Below are 13,758 nucleotides of genomic sequence, written 5' to 3' on the forward strand. Positions count from 1 at the left end.
CCTTAACGCTGGCACCCTCCAGCGAACACGGTATGCCTGCTGGCCCAAGATAATGTGGGAGCTGTCGAGCCCCGGCGAGGCTGCGATGGCGACAGTATTGCTGGCATTGAGGTTGGCTGACCCACCGCCATCGCAGCCTCGCTAAAGCTCGACAGCTCCCACAGGGTTTCTCGGTGTTTGCCGGAGCTGTGTTCCTTAACGCTGGCGCCCTCCAGCGAACACGGTATGCCTGCTGGCCCAAAATAATGTGGGAGCTGTCTCGCCCGGCGAGGCTGCGATGGCGGCAGTATTGCTGGCATTGATGGTGGCTGACCCACCGCTATCGCAGCCTCGCTGAAGCTCGACAGCTCCCACAAGGTTTCTCGGTGTTTGTGAGAGCTGCGTGCCTTAACGCTGGCGTCCTATAGCGAACACGGTATGCCAGCTGGCCCAAAATAATGTGGGAGCTGTCGAGCCCCGGCGAGGCTGCGATGGCGGCGGCATTGCTGGCATTAATGTTGACTGAACCACCGCTATCGCAGCCTCGCTGAAGCTCGACAGCTCCCACAAGGGATCAGGTCTTCAGCTTACTCGCGCGACGAAGCCAGAATCGCCTGCAACAGCACATCGGCCCCGGCCGTGGACCAGTGCAGGTGAATCGCTTCCGCCTCGTTATGGCTCAAGCCCTCCACACACGGCACAAAGATCATCGCCGTCGGCGCGACCTGGTTCAGGTAGCAGGCATCATGCCCGGCCCCGGAAATCATGCGCCGATGGCTATAACCCAAAACCTCGGCCGCAGCCTGCACCACGGCCACGCACTCTTTGTCGAAGGCAATCGGCGCGTACTGGAAGATCTGCTTGACGCTGGCCTGCAAGCCAATGCCCTCGGCGATCCGCGCCACCGCTGCGTGCAGTTGCTGATCCTGCACGGCCAGTACCGCTTCATCGGGATGGCGGAACTCGACGCTGAAAAACACCCGCCCCGGCACCACATTGCGCGAGTTGGGGAAGATGTTGGCCATGCCCACCGTCGCCCGCCCTTCGGCGCCCTGGGCCAGGCCGATCTGGTTGACCGCCTCCACCACCCGGGCAAAGCCCAGCAGTGCATCCAGGCGGTGATCCATGGGCGTGGTGCCGGCATGCGCGCTGCGCCCGCTCAACTCGACTTCATACCAGCGCTGGCCCTGGGCGCCGGTGACGACGCCGATGGTCAGGTCCTGGGCTTCGAGGATCGGGCCCTGTTCGATATGCAGTTCATACGCCGCATGCACCGCCTGGCCGCCCACCGGGTGCGGGCCGGCATAGCCGATCTGTTGCAGCGCCTGGCCGATGGTCACGCCGGCCTTGTCTTCGCGGGACAGGCCGTATTCCAGGTCGAACACCCCGGCATACACCCCCGAGGCAATCATCGCCGGGGCAAAACGCGAGCCTTCTTCGTTGGTCCAGTTGACCACCTCGATCGGCCGGTCAGTCTCGATGCCCAGGTCGTTCAAGGTGCGCAGCACTTCCAGGCCGGCGAGCACGCCATAGATGCCATCGAACTTGCCGCCCGCCGGTTGCGAGTCACCGTGGGAGCCGGTCAGCACCGGGGCCAGGTGGTCGTGGCGGCCGGCGCGGCGGGCGAAGATATTGCCCATGGCGTCCACACGGATGCTGCACCCGGCCGCCGTGCACCAGGCCACGAACAGATCGCGGCCGCGCCGGTCTTCGTCGGTCAGGGCCAGGCGTGACACGCCGCCCTTGGGCGTGCCGCCGATCTGCGCCATTTCCATCAGCGAGTCCCACAGGCGCTCGCCGTTGACCCGTGCCAGGGCGCTCACGAGCGTGGCTCCCGGGGCTTGGCGTGGTAGCGGAAGTCACAGCTTGGCGCGCCGCCCATGATGGTCTGGGTGCGCGTCAATTCGATATTGGGGTTGTAGCCGACGATAAACAGCTCGTCGCGGTTGCACGACAACAGGTGGCCGATCTCGCCCAGGCCCATCTCGTGGTACATCTCGGCATAGCGGCAGCGCTTGACGTCATAGTCGTAATGCTCGGCGTCACTGGCGATGATCTCGACTTTCAGCGCGTCGTCCTTTTCCCACAGCACTTGCAGCTCAACGAAGCTCTTGAGGTCGGCGCCCTGCTCTTCCTGGGCGGCAAAGTGCTTGCCGGCCTGGATCGCGGCGTTGCCCACCGCTTCGCCAATCACCGCGGCGGCAAAGGCCTTGCCCTGCTCGCGCACGAGGATTTCGTAGATCGGCTTGATGATCTCGGCTTCGATACGCCGGCGGGCCAGGATGCCCAGTTCACCTTCAAGTTTGCTCATGGTGTGCCTCATCTAAATGCTTGCGAAGATCCAGTGTGGGTGCTGCCAAATGTAGGAGCAGCCTCGCGGAGCGAGACAGCTCCCACATGGGACGCTCCTACGCTTAGATCCAGCGCGTTACTTTTTGCCGCCAGCCACGCTTACCGGCTGCCATTGATTGGCCTTGACCTGGTAAACGGTGAACGACGGGTTCTGCAGATTGCCCTGGGCATCGAACGCGAGGGTTCCGGTCACGCCTGGATAGCTGATGGCGCGCAGTACCGGCAGGTACTTCTGCGGGTCGGTGGAGTTGGCCTGTTCGATGGCGGCGATCAGCACACCCACGCCGTCATAGGCAAACGGCGCATGCAGCTCGATATTGCTCTTGAAGCGTGCCTTGTAGGCCTCTTCAAAGGCCTTGCCACCCGGCATCTGTGCCACGGCCAGGCCCGGCTCCAGGGCGATCACGCCCTCGCCTTCGTTCTGCGCCAGTTGCAGGAAGGTCTGGCTGACAAAGCCGCCCGCGCCCATCAACGGTGCCTTGATCCCCAACTGCTTGATGCGTCGGGCCAGCGGTGCAGCCTGGGAGTCGACGCCGCCAAAGAAAATCAGGTCCGGGTTCTGCCCGCGGATATTGGTCAGCACCGCACTGAAATCGATGGTCTTGTCGTCCACGTATTCGCGGGCAACCACCTTGGCGCCACCGGCCTCGATGGATTTGACGAACTGGTCCGCCAGGCCCTGGCCGAACGCGGTGCGGTCGTCGATCACGGCGATGCGCTGCGCCTTGAGGGTCTTGAGCGCATAGTCGCCGGCAACCTGGCCGCCGTCATCGTCATGGCCCATGATCCGAAAGCTGGTGTCGAAACCTTGCTGGGTATAGGCGTGACCGGTGGCCACCGGTGCGACCTGGGCAATCCCGGCGTCATGGTAGACCCGCGCCGCCGGGATGCTGGTGCCGGTGTTCCAGTGGCCGACCACGCCGACTACGCCTTCGTCTACCAGGCGCTGGGCCACGGTGACGGCGGTGCGTGGGTCGGACTGGTCGTCTTCGGAAACCAGCTTGTAAGTCACCGCCTCGCCGTTGATTTTCGGGTGCTTGGCGTTGGCCTGGTCAATGGCCAGTTGCGCGCCGTTTTCCAGGTCTTTGCCGATCCGCGCCGACGGGCCGGTCAAGGGCCCGGCCAAGCCGATCAGGACCGTCTGGTCGGCCTGGGCCACACCGCAGAGGGCTAGGCTCAACAACAGTACGCGTTTGAAGGGGGCAGTCTTGTTCATCAGTTTTTCCTGTTTCTCATCAGGCCCTCATGGCCTGTGGGGTGGGCGAAACACGCCGGGCGTCCGGTGGCGTTTGTCATGGGTTATTCACCGAGGTAGGCACTGCGCACCTCGGGGTGGTCGAGCAATTGCGCGCTGGCGCCGCTGAGGCTGATGCGCCCGGTGTCCATCACATAGGCGCGGTCGGTCACTTGCAGCGCCAGGCGCGCATTCTGCTCCACCAGCAGCAGGGTCATGCCCTGGCGGCACACATCATCAATCACCTGGAACAGTTTTTCGACCATGATCGGCGCCAGGCCCATGGAGGGCTCGTCGAGCACCAACAACCGCGGCTTGGACAGCAGCGCACGGGCCAGGGCGAGCATCTGCTGCTCGCCGCCGGAGAGCAAGCCGGCCGATTGCTGCAAGCGCTCTTCCAGGCGCGGGAAGTGCTCGAACAACTGGCGGATTTCCAGGTTCACCTGCTGCGGGTCGCGGCGCAGGAAGGCCCCGGCCTGAAGGTTTTCCAGCACGCTCATGCGCGCAAAGATGCCGCGCCCTTCGGGCACCATGGCAATGCCCAGGGTCAGGCGCTCATGGGGTGCCAGGCTGAGGATCGAGCGCCCGGCAAAGCGGATCTGCCCCGCCGCGGCCGGCAGCAACCCGGTCAGGGCCTTGAGGCTGGAGCTTTTGCCGGCGCCATTGGCGCCGATCAGCGTCACCCGCTCGCCTTCATCAATATGCAGGTCCAGGGACTTGACCGCCTCGATGGCGCCGTAGCGCACCTTCAGGCCGTTAATCTGCAACAACGCTTCAGACATGGGCGCCGGCTCCCAGGTAGGCCTGGATCACTTGCGGGTGGCGACGCACTTCGGCCGGCGCCCCCACGGCGATCACCCGGCCATAGTCCAGCACGCTGATGCGGTCGCACACGCCCATCACCAGCTTCACGTCATGCTCGATCAGCAGCAGGGTGTGGCCGTCGTCGCGGATTTTTTCCAGCAGGCTGCGCAGTTGCACTTTCTCGCTGGCATTCATCCCAGCAGCCGGCTCGTCGAGGGCCAGCAGGCGCGGTTCGGTGGCCAGGGCGCGGGCAATCTCCAGGCGCCGCTGATGGCCGTAGGACAGGCTGTCGGCGCGGTAGTGGGCAAACCCGGCCAGGCCGACATAGGCCAGCAGGCGGTGGGCGTGGGCGCGGGTCTGTGCTTCTTCCTCGCGCCCGCGCGAATGCCCGCTCAAGGCCGCCCACACGCCGTTATGGGTGCGCACATGGCGCCCGACCATGACGTTTTCCAGGGCGCTCATGGCGTTGAACAGGCGGATATTCTGGAACGTACGCGCAATGCCGGCACGGGCCACCTGATGCACCGCCGTGGGCTGGTACTCTTCGCCGTCGAGTTGAAAGCGCCCGGAATCCGGGGTGTACAGCCCCGTCATCACATTAAAGAAGGTGGTCTTGCCGGCGCCATTGGGCCCGATCAGGCCGTAGATTTCCCCGGCCTCGATACTCAAGCTCACGTCATCGAGCGCGGCCACGCCGCCAAACTGTTTATTGACCTTCTCGATCTGCAATAACGGATGATTCAAGGTGCACCTCCTGTGCGGCTCGGCCAGAGGCCGGCGGGTCGATACAGCATCGCCAGAATCAACGCCAGGCCGTAGAACAGCTGGCGGATAATCTCCGGGTCCACCAGCACCTGGCCAAACAGCGCCTGCTGCAAGGGGCCCATGCTGGCGCGCAACGCTTCGGGCAGGGCCGCGAGCAACACGCAGCCCAGAATCACCCCGGGGATATGCCCCATGCCGCCGAGCACCACCATGGCCAACACGGCGATGGACTCATTGAGGGTGAAGGATTCCGGTGAAACAAAGCCCTGGAACGAGGCAAACAGCGCCCCGCTGATACCGCCGAACGCCGCGCCAATGGCAAATGCCAGCAGCTTCAGGCGCAAGGTATTGAGGCCCATGGCCTGGGCCGCCTCTTCGTCCTCGCGGATCGCCATCCAGGCGCGACCAATGCGCGAACGCTGAAGGCGAATGCAGGCAAACAGGATCAGCACCACCAGCGCGGCAAACAGGTAGTAATAGAGGTAGACCGAGGGCAAGCGCAGGCCGAACAGTTCCTGGGTGCGCCCCAGGTTGACCCCCAGCAACGTCACCGGATCGACCTGGGCGATGCCCTTGGGGCCGTTGGTGAGGTTCACCGGGCGGTCCAGGTTGCGCAGCAGGATGCGGATGATTTCACCAAAGCCCAGGGTGACGATGGCCAGGTAGTCGCCGCGCAGGCGCAGGGTCGGCGCGCCAAGGATCACGCCGAACCCGGCCGCCAGCAGCGCCGCCAGCGGCAAGATCAGCCAGATCGAGGTGTGCATGCCCTCCGGCATCAGCGCCAGCAAGGCCGGGAACTGTTGCAGCAGATGGGGCGATGACAGCAATGCCGCCAGGTAGGCGCCCACCGCGTAGAAGGCGATAAAGCCCATGTCCAGCAAACCGGCATAACCGACGACGATATTCAGGCCCAGGGCCAACATGATGTACAGCAGGGCAAAGTCCAGGGTGCGCACCCAGGTATTGCCGCCGGCATGCCCGACAATCCACGGGGCCAAGACCAGGGCCAGGGCGAACAGCAGCAACCCCAGGCTGGCGCGCTTGCTCGAAGGACTCACAGCGGTAGCCAGGCTCATGCGCGGGTCGCCAGTCGTTCGCCCAACAACCCCTGGGGCCGGAACACCAGCACCGCGATCAACACGATAAAGGCGAACACGTCCTGGTAGTTGCTGCCGAACACGCCGTTGGTGGCGGCCCCCAGGTAGCCGGTGCCGAGGGCCTCGATCAGCCCCAGCAACAGGCCGCCGAGCATGGCGCCCTTGAGGTTGCCGATGCCGCCCAGCACCGCCGCGGTAAACGCCTTGATGCCGGGCAAGAAGCCCATATAGAAATGCGCGCTGCCATAGTTGCTGGCCATCATGATGCCCGCCAGCGCGGCCAGGGCGCCGCCGATGGCGAAGGTCAGGACAATGATGCGGTTGGGGTTGATGCCCATCAGGCTCGCCACTTGCGGGTTCTCGGCCACGGCGCGCATGGCCCGGCCAAAACGCGTGCGCTCGACCAACAGCAACAGCCCGACCATCAGGCTTAACGCCACGCCAATGGTGGTCAACGCGGTGGCATTGGTCACGGCGGCATGGGTGGCGTCGCCGGCCAGCACTTCGATGGGTTCCAGGGGCAGCAATTGCGGGAACATCTGCGGGTTACGGGTCCAGACCAGCATCGCCACGGTCTGCAACAACAGCGACACGCCGATGCCACTGATCAACGGCGCCAGGCGCGGGGCGTTACGCAAGCGCCGGTAGGCAATGCGCTCGATCACCACCGCCAGCACCGCACAGAAGGCCATGGCGATCATTGCCGCCACCAGCAGCAACAGCACCGGCGGCATATCCGGCCAGGCCGCCTGCAACACCCGGATCACCGACAGGCCCACCAGCGCGCCGATCATCAACACGTCGCCGTGGGCGAAGTTGATGATCCGCAAAATGCCGTAGACCATGGTGTAACCCAAGGCCACTAGCGCGTAGAGACTGCCCGACAGCAAGCCGTTAAGCAGTTGCTGGATAAACGCATCCATGGGAACCATCAACTCCATACACAAAAGGCCAGCGCTCAAGGGCGTCGGCCGGAAACCAGATCGCGGAACACTAGTTATTTATTCTAAATTTATCAAATATCCGATAGGAATATTCTTATACCCTGCCAATAAAGCGCCATACACGCCAAATTAATGGCAATTACGGCACTTTCATTGCGATCAATGTTAGTATTTAATTCAACACATGAATAATTTAGAACAGTTAGCCAATGACCCACCCTTGCGTGCCGTGCGCACCTTTGAGGCCTTCGCCCGCCATGGCGGGGTGAATGCCGCCGCCCGCGAACTGGGGGTTTCGCCCTCGGCGGTCAGCCATCAGTTGCACTTGCTCGAAAGCTTCTTGCAACAACCCCTGACCCTGCGCCAGGGCCGTAACCTGGGGTTGACCGAAGAAGGCCGCGAGTACTACCGGGCGATTCGCTCGGCATTCGCGGTACTGCGCAGCGCCACCGAACATGTGCGAGAAAAAAGCGCGACGCGCCAGGTCACCATCAGCCTGATCCCGATGTTCGCGACCCACCTGTTCATTCCGAACCTGCCGCAGTTCTTGAGCGCCAACCCGGCGCTGGATATCAACATCACCTACGCCAACCACCGCAGCTACCCCAGCGATGCTGCCGACCTGTCGATCCGCTTTGGCACCGGGCACTGGCCGGGCTATCACAGCGAGCCACTGATCAGCGGCGCAGTCACGCCGTTTTGCAGCCGCGAGTTCCTCCAGCGCCACGGCCCTCTCGACCGCCCCCAGGCCCTTAGCGAACTGCCACTGCTGCACGACGAAGAACGCGGCACCTGGGGCCAATGGTTCGAGGCCGCCGAGGCCAACCACGCCAACTCGCACAATGGCCTGCTGCTGGAGGACGGCCAGTTGACCCTGGTCGCCACCCTCACTGGCCTTGGCTGCTCGCTGCTGCGGGCGCCGTTGGTGGCGCCACTGGTAGCCAGGGGTGAGCTGGTGCAATTGTTTGACGTGCAGGTGGACGACGGGCGCCAGTACTACTTGTGCCGCCGGGCCAACAGCGAGCTGTCGAGCGAGGGCAATAACCTGTACGACTGGATCAAGGGCCGCCTGGGCCAAACCGCCACAGACCCCGGTAGCAGGGATTTGTGACCTGAAGAATAAGGTGTTCCCTGCAAGCTGGTATGATGTCGCGCTTTGAAAAACCAGCTGTAGACCTGCGAGGAAATGCACCTTGAGTAACGACGCAAAAATAACCGGCGACCTGTTCGAGGTGGACAAGCGCCTGTCGCTCAAGCCCGTAGTGGACTTCAATAGCTACCTGCAGGCGGCCTTTGGCGAAGGCCCTTGCACCTGCGTACGCTGCGTTGCCAGCGCGGGTGACGAGAAAGGTTACGAGTATCAGCACAGCTTCAACTTCCAGGGCCAGGTGGCCCACCGGCGCTTTGCGTTGACGGCGGGCAGTGATGTGTTGCAGATGCTGAAAAAGGCCTGGTTGTCCTATACCAAGGCCGAATTGCCTGGCAGTGGCGACTTGGCGCTGGAGACGGTGAAGGCGTTTGTCGAGCCGCAGTTGCACAAGCGTTTGCTGCCGCTGTTGCTGGCCAGTGGGCTGGTCAAGGATGTCGAGGGTGCGTTGCAGCTACAGGCTGTGGCGGCCTGACAGCCAACCTGATCCCTATATGTGGGAGCGGGCTTGCCCGCGATAGCGTCGTGTCAGGCAGTCAATCTGGTACTGATCCACCGTAATCGCGGGCAAGCCCGCTCCCACATTTGATCTTCGCTGCCTTACAGGGAAGCAGATGCGCACTACCTCAAACTCAGCCAAACCACTCCCGCCGTTCCTCGAAGGTGTTGACCACCATCGTCACCATCATCTGCACCGCCTGCGGATGCGCTGCCGCGGCATTGACCGCCATCCATACCTGGCGCTGCATGTCCTGGGCAAACAACCCCGGTAACGCCAGCAAGCCCCGGTCAAAGCAACTCATGTAGCGCGGCAATAACCCGATGCACGCGCTGCAACGGATCATCTCCAGCATCAACGGATACGCCTGCACCTGCACTACCCCGGCCACGCGCTGCTCCACCAGGCGGTTCCACGGCGCCAGCGCCTCGACCAAGCCGTCGGGCTGCCATTGCACCAGCATGTAGTCCGCCAAGTCATCCACACTGTCTGGCCGTGCGGCCAGGCGTGAGTAGCGCTTGGCGATATGCGGCACGTAATCCAGGCAGGCCAGCGCCTGCGGTGGGTGGGTGGCAAAACCCGGCCCCGGCTGCGGCGAGTCGACGCCCGCCAGCCACAGCACCACATCGGCCTCTACCGCCTGCAGCGCCTGCGGGCTGTCGATGCTGACAATCTCCAGGCGCACACTGGCATTGCGACGCAGCAGGGCGATCAGGTCGCGCCCGAGGATGTCATGCAAGATGGTCTCGGCCACCGCCAGGCGAATCAACGGCTGCTCCTGCACCGGCACACGCCGTTCATTGGCCAGGGTCACCAAGCGCGCCTGTAGTTGCTGGCCGTCACGGCTCAGCGCCAGGACGTTGCCCTGGTAGCTGAACAGTGAACGGCGCATCTGTTCTTCCAGCAGCGCCAGGCGTTTGCGCAGCAGGGTGGCCTTGATATTCAGGCTGCGCGCCGCCTGCATAAAGCAGCCGCAGCGGGCGCTGATCAGGAAATAGCGCGCCACCTCCGGGTCGATGCCGGCGGCCAGGGCCAGCCAGGCTTCCCGGGGTTCGCCGGGCGCGCGGTAGGGCATCATGCCGTGGGGTGATGCGGGCTCTAGATAGTCCATGGGGAACTCCCTGTCTTATTGGGTCTGTGCATCCATGCAGTCAGTCGTTGCTATTGCAGTACCTGGTTCAGCTGCGCACCGTCGATGCTCAAGGTGGCGGTGTTGAGCATGCCTTCCAGGTAGGCCTTGGCAATCTGCTCCTGGCGCTGGGCCCGCAGGGCCTCGGTCAGGCGTGGGCGCAGTTCGTCGAGGCTGGCGGTGCGCGCCGGTTGTTGCTCGGTCAACTTAAGCACATGGAACCCCGCCGCGCTTTGCACCGCGTCCGAGACGGCGCCCGGTTTAAGGCGCGCGACCACCGTGCGCACCTCGGGCACCAGTTGCTGCAAGGGTTGCAGGCCGGTATCCCCGCCGCGCCCGGCACTGCCTGCGTCCTGGGAGTACTGGCTGGCCAACCCGGCAAATTCCGCCGGCGCGGCCTGGGCCCGGCGGCTCAGGTCCTGGGCCTGGCGCCGCACGGCCTCGGTGCCTTGTGGGCCATCCACCGCCAGGAAGATCTGGCTGACCCGGTACAACGGCGGCGTCATCCACTGCGCCTTGCCGCTGTCATAGGCCTGCTGCAACTCGGCGGCGCTGGGGTAGTCGGCCGGCACTTGGCTGACCGACAGCAGGTAGTCGCGAAACACGATCTGCTCGGTGGCGGCGCGGGTCTGTTGCTCCACCTCCGGGCGTTGTCGCCAGCCCTGGGCATCGGCCTGTTCGAGCACGGCCTTTTGCGCCAGGCGCGAGCGGATCCAGGTTTCCAGGGCGCCGCGATTGGCGCGCAATTGCTCGCGGGACTCGGCCGGCAAGGTCGCCAGCAGCGCCTGCAGCTCCACTAAGTCCACCTGTTGATTGCCCAGGCGCGCCACCGCCGGGCCCTCTGCGCCGATCACCGGGGCCGGTTGCTGGGCCGCCACCGGATCGCTGCCCGAGCGCAGGCCCAGGCCGAGGCCCACCGCCACCCCCAACAAGACCAGTGCCCCCACCACCAGGGTTGGTTTTTTCACAGTGCCGGCGCCTCTTCGCGGGTGTCGACGCCCGGTGCGTCCTGGGCCTGCAATTGCGCAGCGGTATGGCTGTATTCACGCAGGTAGACGATAAATTCCTGCAGCAGCCGGTCCCACAATTCCAGCTGGCTGCGCAGATGCAGGGCACCGACGCCCGCCACCACCACATCCATTTCCATCAGCAGGAACTCACCCTGCACCGACAACCGGGCAAAGCGCCGCGAGGCGTTCCATACCTGGGCCAGGCCTTCGGGCAGCTCGCCCTGGACCCGCAGCGCGCAGCTGTAGGTGAAATCCACATAGGCGCCCTGCTCCGCCGCCGGGTTGCCGAAGCGCACGGCAAAGCCGATGCCCTGGCTGGCGCTGAGCAGTTGCACGATGCCGTTCTGCTCGCTCTGGTTGACCCGGTAGCCGGCCTCTTGCAGCAACTCGGTGAGGCTCTGGGGGGTCACGCTGTTCATCAATTCGCTCATGTGCGTCTGGTCCTTGGTTGATCAGTGAGTAAGCGCCGCCTGGGGCGCATCAAAACGGCTGTTGTACAGCCCGTCGCCAAAGCCCTGGGCCAGTTCCTCGAACTTGACCCGCGCGCCGCTGGCGAACGGTTGGCGAATGCTCATGACCTCGGCCACATCGATCTTTTCGTAAGCCGCGAGCAACTCCTGGGCCACGCCATACATCTGTTGATTCTTGGCTGAACATTGCTGCACTTGTGTGTCACGTTCGCTCAATTGCGCTTGCAAACGGGCGCGTTCGGTTTCTTTGCCACGGGCCAGCACCAGCAGCTCCTCATAGGCCTTCTTGAACTTGCCGGTCTGCTCGGCACTCGCCGCCACTTGCGCCTGGGCCTGGCTGTAGAGGCTCTGCTGCTGGCCGGCCAGTTGCTCGGCCACACCCCGGGCCTTGTCCAGTTCCAGGCTCAATTGCTTGATCTGCACCTGGGCCTGCTTGGCCTGGTTTTCGGCGGCAAGCCTTGCGGCGGCGGCCTGGGCCTGCTCGCTTTGCAGCGCCTGCAATTGCGCGGTGGTGCTGCGCAGTTGAGTACGCAGGCGCTCTTCCAGGCCTTCGGCCGAGGCGCCAGTGGCGACCAGGGCCAGGACCAGCCCGCAAATTCGCATGTTCATGGATCTCTCCCGACGCGTCAGAAGCGCGTATTCAGTTCCAGTTGCATCACATCGACTTCAAACGGCGCGCCATATACCTCTGAGGCGCTCAGCCAACGGGCGCTGGCGTAGATGTTCTTGTCGATGCCGTAGTTGCCGCCAATGAAGTAGCCCTTGGCGTTGGTGCCCCCGAGGTGGAACGACGAGTCGTTGAAGCCGTCCGGCAAGGCATCCGGCTGGATGTACTTGTAGCCGGCCAACAGGTTCCAGTCGCCGGCCTTTTTCATCTCCAGGGCGCTGCCGAGGGTGAACTGCACCATCAGCGCATTGCCGCCACTTTCAAACTGGCCCTTGCTGTTGAGGTTGTTGACGATCTCGCCTTCGCTGCGCTTGAGCATCTCGTCCTTGTCGTAGGCCAGGTTGTGAATGAAGTTGGCCTGGCTGCGCAACTTGAAGTCCTGCGGCAGTTCGCTGTCCCACACCAGGTTCAGGTCCAGCACATCGAACTTGGAGGCCAGGCCCACGTATTGCGGTTGCGGGGTCAGGCCCGGGGTCGCCGGGTTGGCGCTGATATTGCGCAGCAGGAACACGCTGTTGCCCTTTTGCATAAAGGCCACGCGCGAGCCGTCGGTGTCGCAACCCGGCGCGCCGGCCCACGGCGAGCAAGGGCTGGAGCGCTGGCCTTCGATATCGTCGAAGCGGTAGTAGGCCAATGCACCCTTGAGGCTGTTGCTGCGGTTGATCTTCCAGTTGGCGCCGATCTGCCCGCCGAACAACCATTTGGTGTCGCTGTCTTCCTTGTCGAAGCCGTTGCTGCTGGCAGTGTCGGAGGTGTACTCCACCGGGAACGCGCCCAGCGTGCCGAACAGGCCCCATTCGTTGCTCAGGCTGTGGTTGAAGATCGCCGCCACGCCGTCGAAGTTGAGGTCGCTGGAATACATCATGTCGGTGGAATAGAACGGGTTGGCGATCCGCCCGCCGGTCAGGGTCAGGTCCTGGGTGGCCTTCCAGGTCAGGTAGCCCTGGTCGAGCCAGATATCTTTCTTGCCAAAGCCTCCGCCCAGGGTCTGGGTGGTGGACACCGGGTTATTGTCCGAGCCGGTGCCGATGCGGATGCCGGCGGTCCACTGCGGCGCAATGATCGCCTTCATGCCCAGGCGTGCGCGCAGGCGGAACAGGTTCCCGCGGTCTTCCCGGGTGTTGAGCAAGGGCGGCAGGCGGGTGTTGGTGTCTTTATTGACATCGTAGGGGCCATTCTCGTTGAGCTTGGCGTAGTCGACGATTTCATTGCTGTTATTGCCGGAGAAAAACCGCGACTCGTCACGCAGGCGGATATCGCCGTCGAAGCTGATACGCGAGACCCAGTCCGGGAAGGTGTTGGGCTGGGCCCAGTTTTCCTGCTTGGCGGTGGCCATGACTTCGGCCTTGACCTGGTCGCGGATCTGGTCACGCACGGCGGCCGGCACGTACTGCACCCGCACATCCCCAGGTGCCGCCGCAGGCCCGGTGGCGGCCACTGTGCTCTGGCGTGCCTGCACCGCCTCTTTCTCGGCCTGGGCGATCAGCCCGTCGGCCTGTTCCTGCTTGAGCACGCCTTGCTGCACCAGCAGGCGGATCAGGTTGATCGTGGCGTTTTCCGAAGGCGCGGCCGGGGCGGCCGTTGCCTGGCCGACCAGGGTCGCGATGACCATGCCGACCGCCAGGGTCAATCGATTCACGTGGGAAATCATCTGCACACAA

At 63.9% G+C, this 13,758-nt stretch carries 14 protein-coding genes; 2 read left to right on the forward strand and 12 right to left on the reverse strand.

Going from position 1 to position 13,758, the window contains the following annotated elements; all coding sequences use genetic code 11:
* Positions 1-566: 566 nt before the first annotated feature.
* From AO268_RS07035 to AO268_RS07065, 7 genes are all read right to left on the reverse strand, one after another.
* Positions 567-1,802: a Zn-dependent hydrolase gene (locus AO268_RS07035; protein ID WP_099168257.1), complete on the reverse strand. Its 1,236-nt coding sequence runs from the start codon at positions 1,800-1,802 to the stop codon at positions 567-569.
* Positions 1,799-2,290 (reverse strand): L-2-amino-thiazoline-4-carboxylic acid hydrolase, encoded by a 492-nt coding sequence (locus tag AO268_RS07040; protein ID WP_057438692.1) that lies wholly within the window; start codon positions 2,288-2,290, stop codon positions 1,799-1,801. Before AO268_RS07040 ends, AO268_RS07035 begins: the two co-directional genes overlap by 4 nt.
* 117 nt (positions 2,291-2,407) lie before the next feature.
* On the reverse strand, positions 2,408-3,547 hold the full coding sequence (locus AO268_RS07045; RefSeq protein WP_099168258.1) for a branched-chain amino acid ABC transporter substrate-binding protein: 1,140 nt from the start codon (positions 3,545-3,547) through the stop codon (positions 2,408-2,410).
* Between the two features lie 83 nt (positions 3,548-3,630).
* Positions 3,631-4,347 carry an ABC transporter ATP-binding protein gene (locus tag AO268_RS07050; protein ID WP_099168259.1) on the reverse strand — a complete coding sequence of 239 codons (717 nt, stop codon included), beginning with the start codon at positions 4,345-4,347 and terminating at the stop codon, positions 3,631-3,633.
* Complete coding sequence (locus AO268_RS07055; protein ID WP_099168260.1) at positions 4,340-5,113, reverse strand: ABC transporter ATP-binding protein; 774 nt, start codon at positions 5,111-5,113, stop codon at positions 4,340-4,342. Before AO268_RS07055 ends, AO268_RS07050 begins: the two co-directional genes overlap by 8 nt.
* Complete coding sequence (locus tag AO268_RS07060) at positions 5,110-6,210, reverse strand: ABC transporter permease subunit (RefSeq protein ID WP_099168261.1); 1,101 nt, start codon at positions 6,208-6,210, stop codon at positions 5,110-5,112. Before AO268_RS07060 ends, AO268_RS07055 begins: the two co-directional genes overlap by 4 nt.
* Complete coding sequence (locus AO268_RS07065; protein WP_099168262.1) at positions 6,207-7,154, reverse strand: branched-chain amino acid ABC transporter permease; 948 nt, start codon at positions 7,152-7,154, stop codon at positions 6,207-6,209. The genes AO268_RS07060 and AO268_RS07065 overlap by 4 nt, the downstream gene beginning before the upstream one ends.
* Before the next feature lie 205 nt (positions 7,155-7,359).
* Between AO268_RS07065 and AO268_RS07070 the strand changes: the two genes are divergently transcribed.
* Both AO268_RS07070 and AO268_RS07075 read left to right on the forward strand, forming a co-directional pair.
* A complete protein-coding gene (locus AO268_RS07070) occupies positions 7,360-8,286 on the forward strand; it encodes a LysR substrate-binding domain-containing protein (RefSeq protein ID WP_099168263.1) in 927 nt (308 codons plus the stop codon).
* A gap of 82 nt (positions 8,287-8,368) precedes the next feature.
* Positions 8,369-8,797 carry a hypothetical protein gene (locus AO268_RS07075; protein ID WP_099168264.1) on the forward strand — a complete coding sequence of 143 codons (429 nt, stop codon included), beginning with the start codon at positions 8,369-8,371 and terminating at the stop codon, positions 8,795-8,797.
* Between the two features lie 157 nt (positions 8,798-8,954).
* On the opposite strand, the gene AO268_RS07080 is transcribed toward AO268_RS07075, so the two are convergent.
* From AO268_RS07080 to AO268_RS07100, 5 genes are read right to left on the reverse strand one after another with little or no spacing between them, the layout of a single operon-like run.
* Positions 8,955-9,932, reverse strand: a complete 978-nt coding sequence (locus AO268_RS07080) for a LysR family transcriptional regulator (RefSeq protein WP_099168265.1) — start codon at positions 9,930-9,932, stop codon at positions 8,955-8,957.
* Between the two features lie 50 nt (positions 9,933-9,982).
* Positions 9,983-10,918, reverse strand: a complete 936-nt coding sequence (locus AO268_RS07085; RefSeq protein ID WP_099168266.1) for a peptidylprolyl isomerase — start codon at positions 10,916-10,918, stop codon at positions 9,983-9,985.
* Positions 10,915-11,391, reverse strand: coding sequence for a YbjN domain-containing protein (locus tag AO268_RS07090; RefSeq protein ID WP_099168267.1), 477 nt, complete (start codon positions 11,389-11,391; stop codon positions 10,915-10,917). Before AO268_RS07090 ends, AO268_RS07085 begins: the two co-directional genes overlap by 4 nt.
* 21 nt (positions 11,392-11,412) lie before the next feature.
* Complete coding sequence (locus AO268_RS07095; RefSeq protein ID WP_099168268.1) at positions 11,413-12,039, reverse strand: DNA repair protein; 627 nt, start codon at positions 12,037-12,039, stop codon at positions 11,413-11,415.
* Between the two features lie 17 nt (positions 12,040-12,056).
* Positions 12,057-13,748 (reverse strand): putative porin, encoded by a 1,692-nt coding sequence (locus tag AO268_RS07100; RefSeq protein WP_099168269.1) that lies wholly within the window; start codon positions 13,746-13,748, stop codon positions 12,057-12,059.
* Between the last annotated feature and the right edge of the window lie 10 nt (positions 13,749-13,758).

Origin of the sequence: Pseudomonas sp. ICMP 8385, from assembly GCF_002699915.1 — a bacterium.
Classification (GTDB): Bacteria; Pseudomonadota; Gammaproteobacteria; order Pseudomonadales; family Pseudomonadaceae; genus Aquipseudomonas; species Aquipseudomonas gessardii.